The organism is Paraclostridium dentum, assembly GCF_012922555.1.
In the GTDB taxonomy this organism is placed as follows: Bacteria; Bacillota; Clostridia; order Peptostreptococcales; family Peptostreptococcaceae; genus Paraclostridium; species Paraclostridium dentum.
Window position 1 is genome coordinate 151,876 of sequence record NZ_WIPK01000003.1, and the last position, 23,229, is coordinate 175,104.

18 protein-coding genes are annotated in these 23,229 nt (G+C 28.2%); 17 read left to right on the top strand and 1 reads right to left on the bottom strand.

All coding sequences use genetic code 11. The annotated features are described in order from the left end of the window. Nucleotides 1-679 precede the first annotated feature (679 nt). The 12 genes from GFJ41_RS08325 (at nt 680) to GFJ41_RS08380 (ending at nt 15,866) form a co-directional block, all read left to right on the top strand. Entirely contained in the window at nt 680-1,219 is a 540-nt protein-coding gene (locus GFJ41_RS08325) for a flavin reductase family protein (protein WP_170075084.1), read from the top strand. A gap of 362 nt (nt 1,220-1,581) precedes the next feature. After that, nucleotides 1,582-2,457, top strand: a complete 876-nt coding sequence (locus GFJ41_RS08330; RefSeq protein WP_332841125.1) for a sialate O-acetylesterase — start codon at nt 1,582-1,584, stop codon at nt 2,455-2,457. A 60-nt stretch (nt 2,458-2,517) separates the two neighbouring features. Then, nucleotides 2,518-3,027 carry a PadR family transcriptional regulator gene (locus tag GFJ41_RS08335; RefSeq protein ID WP_170075085.1) on the top strand — a complete coding sequence of 170 codons (510 nt, stop codon included), beginning with the start codon at nt 2,518-2,520 and terminating at the stop codon, nt 3,025-3,027. A gap of 338 nt (nt 3,028-3,365) precedes the next feature. After that, nucleotides 3,366-4,172 (top strand): MerR family transcriptional regulator, encoded by an 807-nt coding sequence (locus tag GFJ41_RS08340; RefSeq protein ID WP_170075086.1) that lies wholly within the window; start codon nt 3,366-3,368, stop codon nt 4,170-4,172. Between the two features lie 145 nt (nt 4,173-4,317). Continuing rightward, on the top strand, nt 4,318-5,292 hold the full coding sequence (locus GFJ41_RS08345) for a dimethylarginine dimethylaminohydrolase family protein (RefSeq protein ID WP_170075087.1): 975 nt from the start codon (nt 4,318-4,320) through the stop codon (nt 5,290-5,292). Nucleotides 5,293-5,614: 322 nt separating this feature from the next. Continuing rightward, entirely contained in the window at nt 5,615-9,295 is a 3,681-nt protein-coding gene (locus GFJ41_RS08350; RefSeq protein ID WP_170075088.1) for an AAA family ATPase, read from the top strand. A 16-nt stretch (nt 9,296-9,311) separates the two neighbouring features. Beyond that, entirely contained in the window at nt 9,312-9,800 is a 489-nt protein-coding gene (locus tag GFJ41_RS08355; RefSeq protein ID WP_021430251.1) for a hypothetical protein, read from the top strand. A gap of 11 nt (nt 9,801-9,811) precedes the next feature. Further along, entirely contained in the window at nt 9,812-10,459 is a 648-nt protein-coding gene (locus GFJ41_RS08360; protein WP_170075089.1) for a hypothetical protein, read from the top strand. A 131-nt stretch (nt 10,460-10,590) separates the two neighbouring features. Further along, nucleotides 10,591-11,244: an HNH endonuclease family protein gene (locus GFJ41_RS08365; protein WP_021434070.1), complete on the top strand. Its 654-nt coding sequence runs from the start codon at nt 10,591-10,593 to the stop codon at nt 11,242-11,244. A gap of 172 nt (nt 11,245-11,416) precedes the next feature. Continuing rightward, nucleotides 11,417-12,670 (top strand): DEAD/DEAH box helicase, encoded by a 1,254-nt coding sequence (locus GFJ41_RS08370; RefSeq protein WP_035117067.1) that lies wholly within the window; start codon nt 11,417-11,419, stop codon nt 12,668-12,670. A gap of 422 nt (nt 12,671-13,092) precedes the next feature. Continuing rightward, the gene (locus GFJ41_RS08375) at nt 13,093-13,659 is read left to right on the top strand and encodes a 50S ribosomal protein L25/general stress protein Ctc (RefSeq protein ID WP_170075090.1); all 567 of its coding nucleotides are present in this window, start codon (nt 13,093-13,095) and stop codon (nt 13,657-13,659) included. A 368-nt stretch (nt 13,660-14,027) separates the two neighbouring features. Beyond that, nucleotides 14,028-15,866 carry an LTA synthase family protein gene (locus GFJ41_RS08380; RefSeq protein ID WP_035117066.1) on the top strand — a complete coding sequence of 613 codons (1,839 nt, stop codon included), beginning with the start codon at nt 14,028-14,030 and terminating at the stop codon, nt 15,864-15,866. Between the two features lie 58 nt (nt 15,867-15,924). Here GFJ41_RS08380 and GFJ41_RS08385 read toward each other — a convergent pair whose 3' ends face one another. Beyond that, complete coding sequence (locus tag GFJ41_RS08385) at nt 15,925-16,533, bottom strand: TetR/AcrR family transcriptional regulator (RefSeq protein WP_035117065.1); 609 nt, start codon at nt 16,531-16,533, stop codon at nt 15,925-15,927. Nucleotides 16,534-16,841: 308 nt separating this feature from the next. Here GFJ41_RS08385 and hypB point away from each other — a divergent pair, with 308 nt between their 5' ends. The 5 genes from hypB to GFJ41_RS08410 all read left to right on the top strand — a co-directional run bounded on the left by hypB (nt 16,842) and on the right by GFJ41_RS08410 (nt 23,175). Beyond that, nucleotides 16,842-17,510, top strand: coding sequence for a hydrogenase nickel incorporation protein HypB (gene hypB / locus GFJ41_RS08390; protein ID WP_035117064.1), 669 nt, complete (start codon nt 16,842-16,844; stop codon nt 17,508-17,510). A 35-nt stretch (nt 17,511-17,545) separates the two neighbouring features. Beyond that, complete coding sequence (locus GFJ41_RS08395) at nt 17,546-20,230, top strand: FAD-dependent oxidoreductase (RefSeq protein ID WP_035117063.1); 2,685 nt, start codon at nt 17,546-17,548, stop codon at nt 20,228-20,230. A gap of 30 nt (nt 20,231-20,260) precedes the next feature. Then, a complete protein-coding gene (locus tag GFJ41_RS08400; RefSeq protein ID WP_035117062.1) occupies nt 20,261-21,196 on the top strand; it encodes a DUF5692 family protein in 936 nt (311 codons plus the stop codon). Nucleotides 21,197-21,364: 168 nt separating this feature from the next. Then, nucleotides 21,365-22,036: a response regulator transcription factor gene (locus GFJ41_RS08405; protein WP_035117061.1), complete on the top strand. Its 672-nt coding sequence runs from the start codon at nt 21,365-21,367 to the stop codon at nt 22,034-22,036. Continuing rightward, the gene (locus GFJ41_RS08410; RefSeq protein WP_035117203.1) at nt 22,024-23,175 is read left to right on the top strand and encodes a sensor histidine kinase; all 1,152 of its coding nucleotides are present in this window, start codon (nt 22,024-22,026) and stop codon (nt 23,173-23,175) included. Before GFJ41_RS08405 ends, GFJ41_RS08410 begins: the two co-directional genes overlap by 13 nt. Nucleotides 23,176-23,229 lie beyond the last annotated feature (54 nt).

The following is a 23,229-nucleotide window of genomic DNA, read 5'->3' on the forward strand; positions in this document are numbered from 1 at the left end:
GTTAGAAGTTTAGTTACAATTATTTATGATTACTAGACAATTGAACATCAATATATTATATTTAGAAAAGGGTAAAATTCTAGATTTTTAAGAAGTTTGGATAGATGAACTATTTGAGCTTCTTTTTTATTTATATAGAATCTAAAGGATTATAGATAGTTGTGACCTTATATTTTAGGCTTACAGAGGTTTTAAAAGAATTAATAAAGTATTTATACCTGTAATATTAAAACTGGATTTAAATAGGTATAACATAAAATAACACAATTGTAACACAATTACATTTAAATAATATGAAAAAATGTTAGATCTAAGATAATAGAATTTATAGTATACATATTGAAAATACTGAAATATATAAAAATGAAAAAACTATTAAAAATAGTACATTAGACTCCCCTCGTCTCCACCATTGAAATTTATGAAAACTCATATTCATTTGAATATGAGTTTTTTTATAAATAATTACCTTTTTATTTCGCATTTTCTATTAATGGAACAGCATATGTTATAAAAAAGCAAGTTTTTGAAACCGTAAATATAAAAGATAGTTTTTAGGATAGGATAAGTTATGTATAGATTCAATGAACTTTGTAGTAACTTACTAAAAAGTGCGTACTTGTTAATGAGCGTATACTACTCTAGTATTAAAATATAATATTTTTACGAGGAGGAAATTATGAAAAGAGAAATAGAAGTATTTGACTATGCAGGTGAAATTATGAAGGGTGTTAAAGCTGGAGTTCTTTTGACTACTAAAGCAGAAGACAAAGTTAATACTATGACTATATCATGGGGAACTTTGGGTATTGAGTGGAATAAGCCTATATTTACGGTTTTTGTAAGAGAGAATCGTTTCACAAAAGAACAACTTGATAAAAATCCACAATTTACGATAAACATACCAGTAGGAGAATTTGATAAAAAGATATTAGGTGTGTGTGGTACAAAATCTGGTCGTAATGTTGATAAGATTAGTGAACTTAATTTAACTTTAGAAGAGTCTAATAATATTTCTGTTCCAGGGATAAAAGAACTTCCTCTTACTCTTGAGTGTAGAGTTATTTATAAACAAGAACAGGATAAAAATGCTATTACAGAAGAAAATAAGAAAGCTTTTTATCCTCAAGATGTAGACAGTTCTTATCATGGAGCAAATAATGATTTCCATACGGCTTATTATGGAGAGATTATTGGTGCATATATAATAGAAGAGTAAATAGAAAGAGAATACTATTTGTACTCAAACACACCTAGGGTAAAAATTGTGTAGAAATGTGTAAAATTAAATGGTGGGTATGATTCCTGTGAATTGTATCCACGAAAAGATATTGGCTAAATAGTCAATATCTTTTTTTACATATAAATATAAAATAAAATACAACACAACTGATGGAAAAATATATATGTGCAAAGAGTTAATTTTAGTAGTAGAAATACTATTTATTTTTTTATTAAAAATTTTAGAATTGTATTAAAAAACATGATTACTATGAAATCTATATTTTTTCTATAGTTAGAAAAAATATACTTGACATTAGTCTAATTAGACTAATAGTGAGTTTTATCATTTATATATAAATGATAAATGAAAGAGAGGATGAAAAAATGGTTAAATCATTTTTAATGTTAGGGCAATCAAATATGGCGGGAAGGGGATTTATTAATGAAGTACCTCCGATTTATAATGAAAGAATAAAAATGTTGCGTAATGGCAGATGGCAAATGATGACTGAGCCAATAAATTATGACCGTCCTGTTGCAGGAATAAGTTTAGCTGGATCATTTGCAGATGAGTGGAGTCGTCAAAATCAAGAAAACAGTATTGGCTTGATATCTTGTGCTGAAGGGGGAAGTTCACTAGATGAGTGGTCTGTAGATAGTGTGCTTTTTAGACATGCAATAAGCCAAGCCAAATTTGCTATGCAAGATAGTGAACTTTCTGGGATACTATGGCATCAAGGGGAAAGTGATAGTTACAATGGTAACTATAAGACGTATTATAGAAAGTTATTTTTAATTGTTGAAGCAATTAGAAGAGAATTAAATGCTCCCGATATTCCAGTTATTATTGGAGGATTAGGAGATTTTTTAGGTAAAGAAGGATTTGGTAAAGGCTGTACTGAACATAGCCTTATTAATCAGGAGCTAGAGAAATTTGCGTTTGAACAAGATAATTGTTATTTTGTCACTGCATCAGGTTTAACTTCTAATCCTGATGGGATTCATATGGATGCAATATCTCAAAGAAAATTTGGGTTACGATATTTTGAAGCTTTCTCTAAGAGACAGCATATATTAAAGCCATTAGTTAATGAAGATGAATTATTAAATTTAAATTATTCAAGAATACATACTAAGTCAGAAAAGATGTATATGAAAAGTATGGATTTTGCATTAGGAAAAATGTCATATGATGAATTTACAGTTGAAGTTGCTAGAATTAACAATGATTAAATTTTATAATTATGAAACAACTATTAATATAAATTTGAAAAATACAAAGGAGATGTCTTTTTGATACCACTATTAATTTTAGGTTTATTAAAACAAAATCCAGGCTCTTATGGATATGAATTATTAGCATTAATGGAAGAAAGGCACTATAAATATATAGTTAATTTTACTAAAGGATCATTTTATTATAATCTTCAAAAATTAGAAGAAAAGAAATGTATTAAAAGGGTTGACCAATCAGATAATACTAGAGAGACACATAATTATATTATCACTGAACTAGGAAATAAAGAATTTGAAAAATTGATGTATAAGTATGGCTCTAAAACAGAGTATGTGAATTTATCTTTTTATTCAGCGATGTTATTTGCTGATGAGTATGAAAGCGATGAGCTGAAAAAGCTGATAGAAATACAAATAGAACAAACTAATAAGAAAATTTTCTTATTAGAAAAATCTCTTGAAGATAATAATACTATTCGTACTTATTTTAGAAAGATGATGGAAAATTCACGTTCTCATCATTTAGTAAATATTCGATGGTTTAAAGAATTATTAGAAGGTTTATAGGAATAGGGATATGACTATTTAAATATAAAATTAAAGAGTCGAGGATACTAATAGTTACGAATCGTCTCCACCATTGAAATCTACGAAAACACATTGATAATTTTATCAATGTGTTTTTTTGTATGTTCATGCTATATAGAATAGCACAATTATGAAAGTTTGTTTAAGAATAGTTATTAAAATAAATAAAGAATCAAATGAAAATAATTTTGAAGATGTAGTTATTACAAATTTATATTAGAATAAGTTGATAGAACAGCTTTTTTAAAATTTTTTAATCGCATTGAATACATTAATAGAATTCCGTAAAAATACAAAGACTATAAAAGGAGATTATTATGGCAAGTTATTTTACAATAGGGGAAATATCCAAATTATCTAATGTTTCATTAAAAACACTTAGATACTATGATGAAATTGGGATACTGAAGCCTAAATATGTAAATAAAGAAAATAAATATAGATATTATTCTATAGAACAATTAACAACAATAGATTTAATAAAATTGTTTAAATCTACAGGAATGTCACTAGAATTAATAAAACAAATTTTGAGCTCACAGACTGATTTAGAGTTTATGGTAGAGAATATAAGAAATCAATCAAAAGTAGTAGAAGCAAAAATAAAAGAGCTATTGTTAATAAAAAACTATCTAGACTATTTAGATAAAGAAATATCTCAAAATATTGAATATGGACTTAATAAAGTATTTATCAAACATAATGAAAAACGAGGTTATCTAAAATATGATGTGATATCATATAACCCTCAAGAACTAGATTTAAATTTAAGAAATGTGATGTTTGATTTAGACAAAAATATAGAAAGAACTTCTGAGCTATTAGGAGCAACCGTATCATATAAAGAGTTTAAAGAAGAAGATAAAATTATATATAAAGGATTTAAAGTTTTTATCAATCAAGATAAAGATATAAGGTATTTAGAAGAAGGTGATTATGTAACCATAATATATGAGGGTGGGCCAAGTGACTCAATTATATATTATAGAATGTTGTTAGATTATATAACTGAAAATAATATTGAGGTAGTTGGTGATTTTAATGAAACATGGATTATTGGTAAAATGGATGAAAACTTAAAAGAGAGAAGTTTAATAAAATTAGATATATTAAAAAATAAATAGCATTGACTCTAACCTAACTGGAAGGTTTATTATTTTGTAAGTAAGGTAGTTAAAAATGAAATATCAGAGTGAAAAAATTTTATTCAAATGGATAAAGCAAATAGTAACATAGCTACAAAATATATAGAACTTAAAGGAGATTTACATGAAGAAAGAAACAGTTATGGTAAAAAGTGAGTTTGCACCTTTAAAGAAAGTTGTTTTAACACAATCTGAATTTATATTTCCTATAAATACTATAGGCAATGATGTAGGAGAAGTATTAGAGGAAGAAGCTTTGCAAATGTATAAAGATGTAGATGGAAAAAGTTATGAGGAGGCATTTCCAGAAAGACAAATTAAATGGAAACAAGAAAGAGAAAATCTAAAACAAGTATTAGAGAAATACGGGGTTGAAATTGTTAGACCTCGTTTGTTAACAGATTATGAAAAAGAAACGGGTAAAGAGTATGGATGTAGCAACTTTTTTGTTAGAGATCCATTCTTTACAATAGGAAACAATATAATAGAGGGATCGCTACGATATCATCATAGAAGGAAAGAAATTTTACCTATACGTAGAATTTTAGAAAGTATTGCATATTCTAGTAATGCTATGTATGTATCATTACCTATGGTAGATACTTCAGAAGGCTTAAATTCAGAAGTAGGACCATTTTTAGAAGGTGGGGATGTTTTAGTCCTTGATAAAACAGTTTTTGTAGGGAATTCAGGACAAGCATCGAATGACAATGGATATATATGGTTAAAGTCATTTTTAGGACATTTTGGTTATAATGTAGTCCAAGTACCATTAAAAAATAATGTGCTACACTTAGATTGTGCATTAAGCTTAGTAAGAGATGGATTAATAATTGTATGTGAGGAAGCTTTAGTAAATGGTATTCCAGAGGAGTTAAAGAATTGGGATAAGATATCAGTGCCTTATAATGATGTATCAAGATTAGCTGTGAATGGATTACCAATTAATGATTCAGTATATATTTTAGATCCAGAATTTGAATATATAGGAAAGCAGTTAGTTAGTAAGGGTGTAACTGTTGAATATATTGATTTTGAAATTTCAAGAAGTTTAGGCGGATCATTTAGATGTAGTACACAGCCATTATTAAGATATTAAACAGTGATAAAATAAATATTTTAATAAAGAAAATTATAAAAACTTACTCGTGGCTATGGTTTTTGAGAATCATCTACACCATTGAAACCCAAAAAACCACATTGATGTAACTATCAATGTGGTTTTTTATTTTTTTATATTAGGGTACAGGTCAAATTAATATATAAATATGCCTAAATCTAAAATTGATTAAATTGGTAGCAATTGCTTATTTAAATATTATAAAATTAATATAAATGATAAAATAACATTTAATATGGAAACTTATGGTAAAATATATTAGGAAACTTTAAAACAATAAAATTGAGGGGGAAATTCAAACATGCCTAAATCTAAACTATTAAGAATTTTATTTCCTGAAATTCAAGTTATAGATCATATAAAAGAGGTTGGAATAATAGATAAAGATCATTTCAAAAAAAATAAAAGAACATTAAAAAAAACAAATATTAATATGAAAAACAAAATAAGTAATAAGGATAAATCTAGCACATCAAATATTACTAATTTTGATTCAGCTCAAAGTATACCAAGTAAACCTACTAAGCCTTTAATTAATCAAACAGCAACTAGCAATAATGTAAAATTAAATACTATTACAAAAAAACAAGAGTTAGATACAATCTTTAATTCAATTGAGAGCACACTTTCAGAGTATGTTCTTGGCCAAAATGATTATATCTCTAAATTAATAATTGCTTTTAAAAGACCGTTTGCGTATGGAAAAGAAGATGGTGTGAAAAATACAATATTTATAACAGGTCCCACTGGTTCAGGAAGACATTTATCAGTTAAGGCAATAGGTAGATTTTTAAAAGAAAATAAACTCATTAAAAAAAGTGGAATACATTCTATAGATTTAGCTAAGTACAAACTTGAAAGTGATTCAGATAATCTGTTTTTATCGGATTTATATAATGCTTTATATAGTAGTGAGCAGATTATTGTATTTGATAACTTTGAAAAGTGCCATCAAAGTGCTTTAGATTTACTTACAAAACTTGTTGTAGATGAAAAACTTAAATTAAATAGAAGATACATAGAACAATTAGGTCAAATGGTAGATGTTACAGGTAAGGGTAATCTTGCCTTAAATACTACGGATGAAATATTAGTTAATGGAAAATACTTAGTATTTATAACTGAAAAGACAGAAGAAGATATAAGAAGTGCATTTTCTAATAATTTTATGAAAAAAGTAAATGACATAATAAATACAATAAATATTAATGAGGAAAGTTTATCATTAATATGCAAATTTATATTAAATGATTATCAAACAAAAATAAATAACAATCTTCAAATAAATATAGAATTTGATGAAATGGTTTTAAATCACGTACTAAACAACTTTGACAAAAACATAGGAGCACATGGCTTAGAAGAATATATTAAAAACTACATATACACTCCGATAGTTGAATTAGAGTTAACAGGAAAAATAAGTACCGATTATATATATAAGATAAAAGAAGAGAATAATTCTTTAACAATAGCCAATGAAGTAGAATCAATAAATTTATATTCTGTAATTAAAACCAATGATAATGATAGTATCGAAGATTTAAATAAAGAACTTGAGAATATAATAGGATTATCAACTGTAAAAGAATTTATAAAGAAATTAGATGATAATATAAAAGTTCAAAATTTAAGAAAAAGTAAAGGGTCGAAAGAAGCTAAATTATCTTTGCACATGATATTTACTGGAAATCCAGGAACGGGTAAAACTACAATGGCTAGGATAATGGCTAAATACCTAAAAGCATTTGGATATTTATCAAGTGGTCATTTAGTTGAAGTTTCTAGAAATGATTTAGTAGGTCAATATGTTGGAGAAACAGCTCAAAAAACAATGAGTAAGGTAAACTCAGCTATGGGAGGAGTTTTATTTATAGATGAAGCTTATGCTATTGCTAGAGATGAAAATGATATTTTTGGAATAGAGGCAGTAGATACAATTGTAAAAGCTGTTGAGGATAATAGAGATAATTTAGTTGTTATATTAGCTGGATATAGTGAAGAAATGGAAGATTTCTTAAAAACAAATAGTGGTCTTAAATCTAGATTTAACTATAATATTGAATTTGAAGATTATTCACCAAGGGAATTATTAGATATATCAAGAGTTATTGCAAATTCAAATGGATACATAATAGATGAAAATTTAGATGAGAGTTTATTAGAACTGTTTGAAGGTAAGCAAATAAAAGGTAAAAATGATAGTGGTAACGGAAGATTAGCTAGAAACATAATAGAACAGGCTATAACTAATCAATCTAATAGATTAGCTAAATTAGACGAAAATGATATAAGTAATGAAGAAATAAATAATCTAACAGAAAGTGATTTTGGATTAGATAAAAAAGAAGAATTTAACATTGAAGAAGAGTTAAATAATATTGTTGGATTAGAAGATGTAAAACAATTTGTTAGAGATTTAGAAAAGCAACTGATTGCAAAAGAAAAAAGAAAGCAGCTTGGAGTAAGTGTAGAATCATCTCAATCTCTTAATATGATATTTACGGGAAATCCAGGAACGGGTAAAACTACAGTTGCAAGACTTATAGGAAACCTTATGAGTAAAATGGGAATATTAAAGTCTGGGCAAGTTATAGAAGTAGATAGAAACTCTTTAGTAGGTCAATATGCAGGAGAGACTAGTAAAAAAACAACAGAAGTATTTAAGTCAGCATTAGGAGGTGTTTTATTTATAGATGAGGCATATGCATTAATGTCATCTGAAAATGATCCTTTAGGTAAAGAAGCTGTTGATACTTTAGTAAAGCTGATAGAAGATTTTAGAGAAGATATAGTTGTAATACTTGCTGGTTACGATAAAGAGATGAAAGATTTCTTAAATACTAACTCAGGTCTTAGATCTAGATTCCCGATGAGCGTTAACTTTAAGGATTATGAAATAGATGAATTAATTGAAATAGGTAAAAAAATGATACATAATAAAGGATTTATATTAGCTGGAAATTCAGAAGATGAACTTGAATTAGCTATAAGAAAAGAAAAACAAAAGAGTGGACAGAACTCTGGTAATGGAAGAATGGTAAGAAATATTATTGAAAGGACAATAAGAAATCAATCAACAAGGATAGCAGACATTGATGTGATCGATGAAAATTCTGTAGTATTATTAGCTGAAGAAGATTTTGATGTTTATGATAAATCGAAAGAAACATTTGATTTAGACTCAAAATTGAATGAGGTTGTAGGACTTGAAGAAGTTAAAGAATTTATAAAAAGTTTACAAGCACAATTAAAAATAAGAGAGCAAAGAAAAACTTTAGGTTTACCTGTAGATGAATCACAAACACTTCATATGATATTTAAAGGAAATCCAGGAACAGGTAAAACTACTATGGCTAGAATTGTTGGTGAAGTTTTACATAATATTGGTGTGTTAAGTAGTCAGACATTTATAGAAACAGATAGAAGTGGATTGGTTGCAGGATATGTTGGCCAAACAGCTATAAAAACTAAAGAAAAATTAGAGTCAGCCCTTGGAGGAATATTATTTATAGATGAAGCTTATGCACTAGCTCAAGATGCCGGAAGTGGTAGTGGATTTGGTAAAGAAGCTATAGACACGTTAGTAAAAGGAATGGACGATAATAGAGATAACTTATTAGTGATATTAGCAGGATATAGTGATGACATGGATAAGTTCTTAGATACTAATCCAGGATTAAAGTCTAGATTTGCAAATATTATAGAATTTAAAGATTATTCAGTTAGTGATTTGTCAATTATTGCAGACAAATTATTTAAAGGAAAAGGGTATGTACTTACTGAAGAATCTAAATTGAAAATTAAAGATATATTTGAAGAAGCATGTAAGGTATCTGATTTTGGAAATGGTAGATATGTTAGAAATATGTTTGAAAAAGCAGTAAGAAACCAAGCTGTTAGACTTGAAAAGATTGATAACCTAACTAAAGAGCATCTTATCACTATTGAAGCGTGTGATGTATCAAAGGTTAATTTATAGATAAAGAGGTGATAGTATGAAATTTATATCAAATATAATAAGCAATATTATAACACTGGCATATGGTATATTATGTATGCCTTTACTTGTACTTATATCTATATTATTTCCGATTATGACTATTATAGATGCTTATAAAATAATAAGTACTGGGTTTACAGTTTATGGAGAATATATAACTTTACTTATAGCAATTACAATGCTTATGTATATATCATTAAGATTTAGAGCTTTAAGGAGGATTTATAGTATTTTCCCATCATTATTTGAAGCCCTTAAGTATCTTACAATATCGAATATGTTTATTGGTATAGGAGCTGAAATATTAAACTGGAGTTACATGGAATTAACTCCAGGTAGAAAAATTTTTGGAATAGTATCTTTTGTAATTTCATTAATACTTTGGAGAGTATTTATATCGATGTATTATAAGAAAAAGCCTCTTTCAGAAACTATGCTAGAGAGCGAGGAAAAAATGCAAAACTATAATGAAGAACTTAGTTAACGGAGGATATTATGAAAAGATTTAAAGAGAATAATAAAATTGAGTTAGAAAATCAATCTGACATAAATTTATATAAAGAAAATAAAAACTCTGAAGGTGCACAAGAGGATATTGATGAAAGTTCGTATAAAAGGTTTGAAGATGAGGAAGAGAAAGATGATTATATAAACCCTTCTATGAAAAAGTTTAGAAAAGTTGTAGGAGGACTGTTTTTAGTAATTTTTATATTTTATGTTATGTTTTCCCATACTCCAAAGGAGGCATTTAGAGATAACTTAACTTCAGGGGCTATTGAAAATGTAGTTGAAGGTGATTTACTAAGTAAAAAAGATTTAAAACTTGAACCTAAGAATGCAACATTAGAAATTGCAGGAGGGGTTGGAAACTTAGAAATATCGATATGGAACTTTTCACAAGTAGAAGATAATGACTATGTTCAAGTGTTTATTGATGGAGTAGCACAAGGAGCTCCTTTTTCAATTAGACATAAGCCAGTTAAAATAAGTGTCCCAGATAAAGGAGTTATACAAGTTCAAGGTGTAAGAGATGGAAGTAATAATGGTATAACATATGCAGTTTTCTTTAATAAGACAGGAGAGACATATTTAAATACAGTACCATTAAATTCTATGAATACATATACAATTATAAGTAAATAAAACAATTTACAATATATAAAAGTAAAATAAATATATAAGATACTAAGTATGTATTAATTGATATAAAAAAACTTATTAGCTTTTATCAATAAATTCTGTTAAACTTAAATAACACTAATTTAAAGATAGAGGTGATTATCATAAATAATTACAAAACAACAAAAAATAATTATGAGAGTCAAGGTTCAGTTACTAACATAACAATACTTAAAAAGAATGGTTCTGAACTTATAGCTAAAATAGATACAGAAGATTTAGAAAAGGTACAAGCTATGGGAGTTTGGTTTGCTGAATGGCATAAAGACTTTAATAGTTATTTAGTTCAAAATATAACTACAACTAAAGAAAATAAAAAAGTTAAGAGCACTAAAAGAAATATCCAATCAGTAATATTAGATACTCAATCATCAGCTCCAATTAGACATATAAATGGAGATACACTAGATAATAGAAAATCTAATTTAGAGATTGTTAATCGAAGAGAAAAAAATGAATATGAGAATATAGACGATGAAACAGTAGCTATAATACTAAAAGATAGATATGGAAAGCCACAAGCAAAGGCATTAGTATCAGTTAAAGATTTAGATAGAGTGGTAAATAAGAAGTATACATGGATATATTCAAAAGGTCATAAACAACCTAGCGTAATAGCACATATTCCAAGTGGTAAGGTATATATGGAAGATGTAATAATGAAACCTAGTGAAGAAGAAAGAGTTCATCATATAAACTTAAATCCATTAGATAACAGAAGAAAAAATTTAGAAAATAAACTAAAATAATTAAAAATTAAGTAGCAAATGGTAAATATATATATCGTTATTTTAAAAGATATGATGTATAATAGAAAAGATAAGCACTTTTTATGTTTAGATATTAAATGGCATAGGAAGTGTTTATTTTATTTTGTAAACAATGTAGATTAATATAAAAGGAAACAAAAAGGAGATATAAATGCTATTTACAGATTTAGACATAATTAAACCAATACAAAAAGCACTAAAGGAAGAAGGATATTTAAACCCAACACCAATACAATCAAAGTCAATAACACCATTATTAGAAGGTAGAGATTTATTAGGATGTGCACAGACAGGTACTGGTAAAACAGCATCTTTTGCAATTCCTATAATACAACAAATATATAATGATAAAAAATCACTAAAAGGTAAAAGAACGATAAAAGCGGTAATACTAGCACCTACAAGAGAATTAGCAATACAAATAGAAGAAAACTTTGCAGCTTATGCAAGACATACAAATATAAAAAGTTTAGTTATATTTGGAGGCGTATCTCAAAATCCTCAAACTAAAGCATTAAAGCAAGGTGTAGATATATTAATAGCAACTCCAGGTAGGATGCTTGATTTATATAATCAAAAATTCTTGAAATTAAATGATGTTAAACACTTTGTTTTAGATGAAGCTGACAGCATGTTAGATATGGGTATGATACATGATGTAAAAAGAATAATGAGCTATCTTCCAAAGGTTAGACAAAATATATTCTTCTCAGCTACTATGCCAAAAGAAATATCAAAATTAGCAGATTCAATATTTAAAAATCCAGTTAGAGTAGAGGTTGCACCAGTTTCATCAACAACTGAGATGGTTGACCAAAATATTTACTTTGTAAGTAAAAAGCAAAAGACAAACTTACTTATAGAGTTATTAAAAAGTAACCCAAAAGAATCTGTACTTGTATTTTCAAGAACAAAACATGGAGCAAATAAAATAACACAACAGTTAATATCATCATCAATAAGTGCTGCTGCAATACATGGAAATAAGTCACAAAATGCAAGACAGCTAGCATTAAATGATTTTAAAGAAGGTAAGATTAGAGTACTGGTAGCAACTGATATAGCTGCAAGAGGGATTGATATTGATGACCTACCATATGTAATAAATTATGATTTACCAGAAGTTGCAGAGACTTATGTTCATAGAATCGGAAGAACAGGAAGAGCGGGAAGAAGTGGTAGAGCAACAGCATTTTGTGCAATGGAAGAAAGAGATCTTTATAAGGCTATAGAAAAACTTATAAACAAAAAGATTGAAGTTGTAGAGAATCACAGCTTTGCATCTAGTGCAGAGGATATAACTGTATCAGCGAATAAGAACAATAGAGGCAGAAAAAGATCTAGCAGAAATAACGGTAATAAAACAAAAGCTAAATTTACAAATAAAAATAAAAGTAAAAATTAAAATGTGGTTGGCAAGGTAATTTGAATCTAAATATGATTAGTCTACACCATTGAAATTTATGAAAAAGGTATTGATTTTTTAATCAATACTTTTTTTATTACAAGGGAATTTATATGTAATTTCAAGAAAAGTATACATGATTAGGAAAATGGTTGCCTTGATTTTCGATTGTAACTGCTATATACTATAATTAAAATTACAAATAAAAAAGAACCGTCTTTAGAGAAGGGCTTTTAGTATCGCGCTTATTGCGTTGTATGAAGAGTCTTTCTTTTTTATTAGGGTTCAAAAAAAATTAAGACTTTTACTTTGAAGTACTTTTGACAGTCTAGTTTAAATAATATAACTTCTATCGATTGTTTCATTGCAACGTACTGCGTTGCAATTAGGCATATATTATAAAATAATTAGGAGGAAACAAAATGGAAACTATTAATGTTCAGAAACGTAATTTTAATTTAAAGGCAAAAAAAATGAGACGACTCGGGTTGGTTCCTGGAAATGTATTCGGGAAATCTTTGCAAGATCCAATATCTATTCAAATGGAAGAATCTGTTGCACGCAGATTGATTCGCCTAAATCGTGAAGGTAGTAAAGTGGTGATGAATATTGAAGGACAAACAATGCTGGTACAAATCAAGGAAAAATCACTGAATAGAGTGAACGATGAAATTTTAAATATCAGTTTTCAAGCATTAAGTGCAAATGAAAAAGTAAACAGTGTAATTCATATTATTGTTGTCAATGATGCGAAAATCCAAGGGGTAGTGGAGAAAATGCAGCTTGAAATTCCATATACATCTTTACCTAAATATATGATTGATACTATAACTATTGACGTTGATGGAATGAAGGCAGGTAATGTTATAACTGTTGGAGAAATTCCTGAACTACAGAGTGACAAAATTGAATTACAAGTTGACCCAGACAATATCGTATTGCGTATAAGCGAGAAACAGAATAATGCTTTGGAAGCTGTTGAAGGATAAATAAATATTAAAAAAATATAATTATGGAAAGAGCTTGGATGGTTGTGCACTTTGGTGTAAAAACATGAAAAGCTCTTTTTTTCTGTTTTTTGGAGGAAAATAATAGATTTAGAGTACAAACTTACCTTTTGAAAATATTTAAATTAAAAACCATTAAATAAGAAAAAACATCGTAAAATTAGCTAAAAGAACCTAAAAAATAAACAAAAATAACAATATTCTACAAAATATAAAGGTAAAATATGGTAATATAAAGAAGCGGGTAAATGATTCAAATTAATTTTAACGTTCTGTTAATTAGATATCTTAATATTTATTTAACCAAATAAGTAAGTTAACAGAATGAAATATTTATTAGGAGGGAACTTATGCAAATAATAAGTTATTTAATTCCAGGTATTTTGCTATCTTTAGTTGATTATTTTTTATTTGAAAATAATAAAAAACCTTTAGCTATTATAAAAAGATTATTATTTTTTATTATATTATTTAATATAATATCATTAAATTTAGTAAAATACGTATTTAATCAACCTCAGATATTAGAAGGGGTTTTGTATACTACAACTGCATTTCCATATAAATACATGGCATTCACGCTATTTTTAGGATTTTGTTTTATTTTTGCAAAAGGAGTATTGAATTCAAATGTTAGCTTTTCGAAAATTACTAATAAAATGAGTAAAAAAGTATTAGTTGTTAGTATAATATCTGTTGTATTTTTTGTAATTGGAGTAACATTTGTATTTTTTTCAAGATGGTTTGTAGATTTCTTTGGTGAAATTACTCCAGAGCAATTTCTTTTCAATTTAAAATCTCCACTTAAGGGAACAGCTTCTGGTATGTCTCAAGAGATTTTAAGTAATCCAATATTTAAAACTGTAACATTAACTACTATATTTTTAATAGTTTTAAACTTCAACTATGATATATTTGTAGTTAAAAATCATGTGAAAATTAAGGTGCTGTCTCAAAGATATTTAAAATTGGTATCTATTGTATTATCATTTGTAGTTTTAATAGGAGGTATAAGTTATGGATTTGGAAAACTGCACTTAAAAGAAGTTTTTAGTGCATATTTATCTAATTCAACATTCATAGCAGATAATTATGTTGATCCTAACAAAACTAAAATATCATTTCCTAATAAAAAAAGAAATTTAATTCATATTTATTTAGAGTCTGTGGAAAATTCTTACTTATCTAAAGATTTAGGTGGTAATATGGATGTTAATTTAATGCCTGAATTATATGAATTGTCAAAAGAAGGAGTATCTTTCTCAAATAATGATAAATTAGGAGGACCTTATCAAACTTATGGTTCATCTTGGTCTGTAGCATCTATGATAAATATGGGGATGGGAATTCCTTTAAAAATACCTATGGATGGAAATTCATATGGGACTTCTGGTAGTTTTTTACCTGGAGCTATATCTATCGGTGATATGCTAGAATCACAAGGTTATAATCAGACAATAATGTTCGGAGCTGATGCTGATTTTGGAGGACTAACAACTTATTTTAAAACTCATGGTAACTTTAATATATTTGATTACAAAGCTGCTAAAAATAAAAAACTTATTCCACAAGATTACGCTGTTTGGTGGGGATTTGAAGATGATAAATTATATGATTTCGCTAAGGACGAATTAACTCGATTATCTAAAGAAGGTAAACCATTTAACTTTACTATGGAAACAGCTGATACTCATTTTCCTGATGGATATTTATCACCTAACGCAGAAAAGAAACATGACTCTCAATATGCAAATGTCATTTCTTATTCAACAAAAGAGACAGTTGAATTTGTAAGATGGATTCAACAACAACCATTTTATGAAAATACGACTATTGTATTAACAGGAGATCATCTAAGTATGGATAAAAACTTCTTTAAAGATTTTGATCCATCATATAAAAGAAGCGTATTTAATTTAATATTAAACTCTCCTGTACAAACAAAAAACACAAAAAATAGAGAGTTTGCTCCATTTGATATGTTCCCAACTATTTTAGCTAGTATGGATATCAAAATTAGTGGTGATAAGCTGGGATTAGGTACAAATTTATTTTCTGACAAAAAGACATTAATAGAAAGTAAAGGATTGAAAACAGTAGAATCGGAGTTAGGAAATAATAGTAATTTCTTTAATGATGAATTTATATCTGAAAAAAAAGATAGTGTATTTTCACCGACGAATAATTAAAAAAGAAAATGATTATAAATTTTTAGGGCTGTGAGGTAAAACTCACAGTCCTTTTTAGTTATTTTTCATCTGGGTTTTTAATTTTAAAATTAGAAAGAAGTAAGTTTAATTCAAATTCCATTCTAGATTTAAGATCATAATTTCCTTCATGAAGACACCAGTCAAATATGGTACCTCTAGATATTCTCATAATTATCATAGTCAAATCAAATGAAGAAATAGAGCTATTTAACTCACCACTTTTTAGTGAATCTTCTATAATTGATCTAACTTCTAATGCTATATAACGGTCAGGCTTAGTAGAATACTTTGATTCTATTGAAAGTAAATTTTTATATATTTCACTTACAAATACCCAACCAAGTTCTTCCATAACAACAGCACCTTCACCTAATAAAAATAATAATTTATCAAGATTTGAATCTAAATCTTTTGTTTCAAGTCTATCTAATACTAAAATATCAACTTGCTCATAAGCCGTATTGATTATTTCTGCTTTTGATTTAAAATGATGATAAAAAGCTCCTATTGAAATTTCTGCAGCTTGGCAGATATCTTGAATTTTTACACTATCAAATCCATTTAATTTAAAAAGTTCAGTTGCTACTTGTGTAATTCTAAGTTTGGTTGCAATAGCTTGTTTTTGTCTATTAGTTAATTTTTTCATGACAAATACCTTTCTATAGCACTGCAATGTGAATACAGTAAATTATATAATTATTTAGTATAGCATAAAAAAAGTAAATATATAATGAAAAGTTGTGAAAGAAAGCAAATGAAAACGACATGTATACATTTACAAAATATGGTAAAGGTGATATATTTTAATTACAGAATATGATTCGGTGAAATTAATTCTGTATGGAGTGTTACAAAGTTAACAAATGATAATATAAAATTAATCAAAGTAAAATGGTTGATTGTAAACATACTAAATAATTTTAACAATATCAATAAATATTAGGGGGTAAGTTTATGGAAAAGTATAAAGTTATCGAGATAAAGGAAAGTGTTTTTAAGAACAATGATGAACAAGCAGATTTACTTAGGTCTGACTTAAAGAAAGATAACACTTTTTTATTAAATTTAATGTCTTCTCCTGGTTCAGGGAAGACTACAACAGTTTTAAGAACTATTGAAGCTTTAAAAGATGAGATGAAAATAGGGGTTATGGAAGCTGATATAGATTCAGATGTTGATGCTGATACTGTTTCAAAAACAGGGGCAAAGGTAATACAGTTACATACAGGTGGAATGTGTCATTTAGATGCAGATATGACTAAGCAAGGTTTAGTAGAACTTGGAACAGATGATGTGGATTTTGTAATATTAGAAAATGTGGGTAATTTAGTATGTCCAGCAGAATTTGATACTGGTTCTTCGAAAAATGCTATGATACTTAGCGTACCAGAGGGACATGATAAACCTTTAAAATATCCACTAATATTTTCAGTAGTGGATGTGGTTTTAATAAACAAAATTGATGCTATAGAGTATTTTGACTTTGATTTAGATTTAGTTAAAGAACATATTAAAAAAAGAAATCCAAATGCAAAAGTTATAGAGATATCAGCTAAAACTGGGGAAGGTATCGATGAATGGGCTAATTGGATAAGAGAAGAAGTAAAGGCTTGGAATAATTAAAAAATATAAAAATTATAATTTTTAGGGGGATTAAGATGGCAGTTAAAGAAAAGGTTCTTCAATTTGCAAATCAAGTTAGTGGAAAGAAACCAGGGTCTAGAGGGTACTTTGGTGAGAATGATGCACGATATAGAATTTTAGAGCCAGTTGTAACAGATGAAATGGCAGAAGTTTTACTTTGTATGGAGATTAGAAAGAAAACAACAGCTGAAAAAGTAGCACCTTTATGTGGTAAGAGTGTTGAAAAGTGTACAGCGTTACTATTAGAATTATCAGAAATAGGGGTAGTTTTCGTTAATGAAATAAATGGTGTAGATACTTTCTGGTATGAAACTTGGGTACCAGGAATTATGGAAATGATGGTTAATAATAAGGCACAGGCTAAAAAATATCCGCAAATTCCTAAAGCATTTCATGATTATGGTGTGGAAAATGGACCAAGATCTACAGGAAGTTTTCCTCCAGGTGTAGGACTTATGCGTGTTATTCCAATAGAAACTGCAATAGATGGGGAAACAAGAAGAGCTTCATATGAGGAAATATCAAAATATTTAAATGAGAGTGATAAATTCTCTGTATCAGATTGTTCATGTCGTACAGCAAGAGAAAGTATGGGAGAAGGATGCGGACATCTAAAAGAAGATATGTGTATTCAATTAGGCCATGCAGCTGAATACTACATAAGAACAGGTAGAGGTAAAAAAATAACTAGAGAAGAGGCTTTTGAAATAATAAAAAGAGCTGAAGAAAATGGGTTAATGCACCAAATACCAAACCTAGATGGATCAGGAAAAACTCATGCAATATGCAATTGCTGTGGATGTTCTTGTTTAGCACTTAAGGGTGGAAACATGTTTGCAAATACTGATATGGTACGTTCTAACTATGTATCTAAAGTAGATAAAGATAAGTGTGTTGCTTGTGGAGAGTGTGTAGTTAACTGTCCAACTAATGCTTTAAAACTTGGTCAAAAATTATGCTCTAGTAAACCTATCGTAGACAAAATAGAAAGAAAAGAAACGCCAAGAAATACTAATTGGGGACCAGAGAGATGGAATGAAGATTATAGAATTAATCGAGAAGATGTAGTAGAAAGTGGAACAAGTCCATGTAAGACTGCATGCCCTGCTCATATAGCTGTTCAAGGATACATTAAACTTGCTTCACAAGGAAGATACAAAGAAGCTTTGGAACTTATAAAACAAGAAAATCCATTCCCAGCTATATGTGGTCGTATCTGTCCAAGAAAGTGTGAATCAGCATGTACAAGAGGAGATATAGATTCACCAATAGCTATAGATGAAATTAAAAAGTTTGTAGCTGAACAAGACTTAAAAGAAGAGCATAGATTCGTTCCTAAAAAAAGACATAATTACGGTAAAAAGATTGCAATAATAGGTGGAGGACCTGCTGGACTTTCATGTGCATATTATTTATCAATAGATGGATACAAGGTAACGGTATTTGAAAAACAAAAAGCTCTTGGTGGTATGTTAACTTTAGGAATTCCTTCTTTCAGATTGGAAAAAGAAGTAGTTAATGCTGAAATAGAAATACTAAGACAAATGGGTGTAGAGTTTAAAACAGGCATAGAAGTAGGTAAGGATATTACATTAGATGAATTAAGAAAAGATGGATATAAAGCTTTCTATTTAGCAATCGGAGCACAAGCTGGTAGAAGATTAAATATAGAAGGGGAAGATGCAGAAGGTGTTATACCAGGGGTAGAATTTGTACGTGATGTTAACTTAGGTGAAGATGTAAAACTAAATGGAAAAGTAGTTGTTATTGGTGGGGGAAATGTTGCGATAGACGTTGCAAGAAATGCAACAAGAGTAGGTGCAGATAGTGTATATATGTTCTGCTTAGAAAATCGTGAACAAATGCCTGCTTTGGAAGAAGAAATAGAAGAAGCTTTAGAAGAGGATATAGTAATAAATAACTCTTGGGGGCCTAATAGAATAATTGTAGAAGATGGAAAAGTAGTAGGGGTTGAATTTAAGAAATGTATTTCTGTATTTGATGAAAATGGAAGATTCTCTCCAGTATTTGATGAAGATAATTTAAAAGTAGTAGATGCTGATTATGTTCTAATTTCAGTAGGTCAAAGTATTGACTGGGGTGATTTACTTAAAGGAAGTAAAGCAGAGTTAAATCCTAATAATACAATAAAAGCTGATGGATTTACTTATCAAACAAATGAACCTGATATATTTGCTGGAGGAGATTCATACACTGGCCCTAGATTTGCAATAGATGCAATAGCAGCAGGTAAGCAAGGAGCTATATCAATTCACCGTTTTGTTCAGCCAGGACAAAGTTTAGTAAATGGACGTGATAGAAGAGATTATCATGAATTTGATAAGAAAAGCTTACAATTAGAAGGATATGACAATATGCCAAGACAAAGACCAAATCATAAATCTGGAGCAGATGCAAAAGAATCTTTCAAAGATATGCGTCTTACTTTTACAGAAGAACAAATGAAAAAAGAAACAGAAAGATGTTTAGGTTGTGGAGCTACTGTTGTAGATGAATATATGTGTGTAGGTTGTGGTCAATGTACTACAAAATGTAAGTTTGACGCTATATCATTAGTAAGAAAATATGATGCAGAAGGTGTAGCTTATGAAGATTTAAAACCAGCAGTAGTTAAAAACGTTATAAGAAGAAAAGGTAGAATAATAGGAAAGAAAGTTAAGGACGTATTTGCAAAATAAAATTAAAATAAAATAGATTAGGGGTGCATTATGGGGATTTTATATGAAAAAATGACCTTTGAAGGATGGGGAATTTTCCTATTTGTATTACTTGCATTGATGGCATTTAATGAACTTGGAAGATCAACAAAATGGACGGGAGTATTATTGTTTATAATAGTACCTACATTTTTAACAATTTTTGTTTGGCCAATTACAGCAGCGCCAGGCAATGAATATGGAACAGGAACTTGGTTTAACTGGGTTAAAACTTATTCGGCACTTGCTGGGTGTGTTTGGTTTATGGCTCTTAGATATATTCCATCGTTACAGAAGAAAAAATGGGCATTGGCTCTTCCGGCGATTATTTTAGCATTAAATATATTTGAAGCTTCTATTAGAGACTTTCAAATTTTCACTTATGGATTAACTGATGGTGGAGTTGTAGATAATCTTTGGACTATATCTGGACCTTGGAATATTATGAATGGTATAGCTGGGTTATTAAATATAGTTACAATTTGTGGTTGTTATGGAATATTTATATCTAAAGATAAAACAAAGGATATGATATGGCCAGATATGATATGGACATGGGTTATAGCTTATGATGTATGGAATTTCGCTTATACTTATAACTGTATATCAGACCACTCAATTTATTGTGGTGTAGCTTTATTACTTTCATGTACAATACCAACTTTCTTTATAAAAAAAGGAGCTTGGTTACAACATCGTGCTCAAACATTAGCCCTTTGGATTATGTTTGTTATGACAGTTCCTCAATTTGCTGATAGGATAGCACCAGTTCCTACAACACACAACAAGACAGCGTTCTTTGTGGTAAGTTTAATATCTTTAGCTGTGAATGCAGCTTTAGCAATTTATCAATTTAATAAGGTAAGAAAAAATAAACTTAATCCAATAAAGGATGAAATTTACACAGATACTGATGCGTATCAACATGTGTTAGCTGAAAATAAGTAGATAAAAAATAGTACTCTTTAAATGAAATGTAGTTATTAAGTGTGAAAACTTAGTAACTACATTTTTTTATTTATATTGTATAACCTGTTAACATTGGATAAACATTAAATATGATAAAGTATAATGATATAAAAATTTTAATTTATTGATTTATAAGGAGAGCTAAAAATGAGATTATTAGTTATAGAAGATAATATAGAACTATCAAACTCAATGAAAAAAGGGTTAGAAAATATGAACTTTAAAGTAGATATATCAAATACAGGAGAAGAAGGAGAAGAGAAAGCAAGTATTAATGAATATGATGTTATATTACTAGATTTAAACCTACCGGATACTGATGGAATAGAAGTACTAAAATACCTTAGAAAAAAATCAATAGACACACCAATAATAATAATAACAGCAAGAGATAATGTATCAGACTTAGCGATAGGATTAGATAATGGAGCAGATGACTATATAACAAAACCATTTCAATTATTAGAAGTTAGAGCAAGAATTCATGCAGTAATAAGAAGATTCCATGGACGAACAAATCCAATTATAAACATTGGAACTTTAAAGCTTAATCCAGTAAATCGTACTGTGTATATAGATGAGAAAGAGGTAATACTTGCAATAAAAGAGTTTGATATATTAGAGTACATCTGCTATAAACACCCTGCAGTTGTTTCTAGTGAGGAAATTGTAGAGCATGTATATGATGAAAACTTTGATCCATTTTCATCAGTACTAAGAGTACATATATCAAGGCTAAAAAATAAATTGAAAAATGTACAAGGTCACGATGTTTTAGTTAATGTTAGAGGAAAGGGCTATTGTTTATGCGTAGAGTAAACTTTAAAAGTGGACTAGTTATAATAATATATTCATTAATACTATCACTTGTTATAGGAGTTGGATTATATAAAATAAAAGGATCTTTTAATAATCTAGAAACTAAAACAAATATAAAAAATACCAAAGCTATTATTGTTAGTACTTCTGTATATAACGAAGAAAATTTAATATATAGAGCACTAAAAGAAGGCAGTTATCTAAATTTAAAAGAGTACAATGAAAATTTTGAAAACAATAAAATTACAGGAATAAATAAGTTAGTAGATATAGCTGAAATCGGAAGAGCTTACCTGAAGATAGGATTTAAAGACATATTAAGTATAGTTTTAATATTTTTCTTTGTTTTAATATTATCATCTTTAATATTATGGATAGTATTAAATAAGATTCATGATAAAGAAATAGAAAATATTGTGAAGAATTTAAATGAACTTGATGATGATTTTAATCCATACTTAGTAAGCAAAACCTTTGGAATAGCTTATGAAAATATAAAGGAAAAATTTAAACAAAATTTAGAGGACTATAAAAAATTAAATTCTTATTTATCCCATGAACAAAAAAATGCTATTGCTATATTAAGAACCAATTTAGAAATAGACAAAAATCAAGAATATATTAAATTGATAGATAATATTGCTGACAGTATAGACGATGTATTAACTTTAAGTGATTTAAAATCTGGTGATGAGATGGTTAGTGTAGATGTTTCTTTAATATGTGCTAGTGTTTGCGACATGTATCAAAAAAACTATAAAAATATTGAATTTGATTTTGATGAAGAAAATAATACAACTATTTTAGCTAAGGAAAGATGGATATATCGTGCAGTAAGTAATTTAGTTGATAATGCAGTAAAGTATGGTGAAAATAAAATGATAAGAGTATCTGTAAGAAATAAATACAATAGCGTAATAATTAAAGTAGAAGATAACGGAATTGGAATGGAAAAAAATTTTATAGATAACATATTTAACAATAAATATAGAATTAATGAATTAAATAAAGATGGTTATGGAATAGGATTAAGCTTAGTGGCCCATGTGTGTGATTTATGTGATGGTTTTGTAATTGTAGATAGTGAAATAAATAAAGGATCTTGTTTTTATTTATCCTTCTCTGAATATAAAAAGTAATTTTTATTTTATATTTAATTCTTAGTGCGAGGGTTAACATTGAGTAAACAATTA

What these genes read in the sequence shown, in the direction of transcription:
- GFJ41_RS08325 (WP_170075084.1), top strand. Translation starts at nt 680, where the DNA reads ATGAAAAGAGAAATAGAAGTATTTGACTATGCAGGTGAAATTATGAAG.
- GFJ41_RS08330 (WP_332841125.1), top strand. Translation starts at nt 1,582, where the DNA reads ATGATAAATGAAAGAGAGGATGAAAAAATGGTTAAATCATTTTTAATG.
- GFJ41_RS08340 (WP_170075086.1), top strand. Translation starts at nt 3,366, where the DNA reads ATGGCAAGTTATTTTACAATAGGGGAAATATCCAAATTATCTAATGTT.
- GFJ41_RS08345 (WP_170075087.1), top strand. Translation starts at nt 4,318, where the DNA reads ATGAAGAAAGAAACAGTTATGGTAAAAAGTGAGTTTGCACCTTTAAAG.
- GFJ41_RS08350 (WP_170075088.1), top strand. Translation starts at nt 5,615, where the DNA reads ATGCCTAAATCTAAACTATTAAGAATTTTATTTCCTGAAATTCAAGTT.
- GFJ41_RS08355 (WP_021430251.1), top strand. Translation starts at nt 9,312, where the DNA reads ATGAAATTTATATCAAATATAATAAGCAATATTATAACACTGGCATAT.
- GFJ41_RS08360 (WP_170075089.1), top strand. Translation starts at nt 9,812, where the DNA reads ATGAAAAGATTTAAAGAGAATAATAAAATTGAGTTAGAAAATCAATCT.
- GFJ41_RS08370 (WP_035117067.1), top strand. Translation starts at nt 11,417, where the DNA reads ATGCTATTTACAGATTTAGACATAATTAAACCAATACAAAAAGCACTA.
- GFJ41_RS08375 (WP_170075090.1), top strand. Translation starts at nt 13,093, where the DNA reads ATGGAAACTATTAATGTTCAGAAACGTAATTTTAATTTAAAGGCAAAA.
- GFJ41_RS08380 (WP_035117066.1), top strand. Translation starts at nt 14,028, where the DNA reads ATGCAAATAATAAGTTATTTAATTCCAGGTATTTTGCTATCTTTAGTT.
- GFJ41_RS08385 (WP_035117065.1), bottom strand. Translation starts at nt 16,533, where the DNA reads ATGAAAAAATTAACTAATAGACAAAAACAAGCTATTGCAACCAAACTT.
- hypB (WP_035117064.1), top strand. Translation starts at nt 16,842, where the DNA reads ATGGAAAAGTATAAAGTTATCGAGATAAAGGAAAGTGTTTTTAAGAAC.
- GFJ41_RS08395 (WP_035117063.1), top strand. Translation starts at nt 17,546, where the DNA reads ATGGCAGTTAAAGAAAAGGTTCTTCAATTTGCAAATCAAGTTAGTGGA.
- GFJ41_RS08400 (WP_035117062.1), top strand. Translation starts at nt 20,261, where the DNA reads ATGGGGATTTTATATGAAAAAATGACCTTTGAAGGATGGGGAATTTTC.
- GFJ41_RS08405 (WP_035117061.1), top strand. Translation starts at nt 21,365, where the DNA reads ATGAGATTATTAGTTATAGAAGATAATATAGAACTATCAAACTCAATG.
- GFJ41_RS08410 (WP_035117203.1), top strand. Translation starts at nt 22,024, where the DNA reads ATGCGTAGAGTAAACTTTAAAAGTGGACTAGTTATAATAATATATTCA.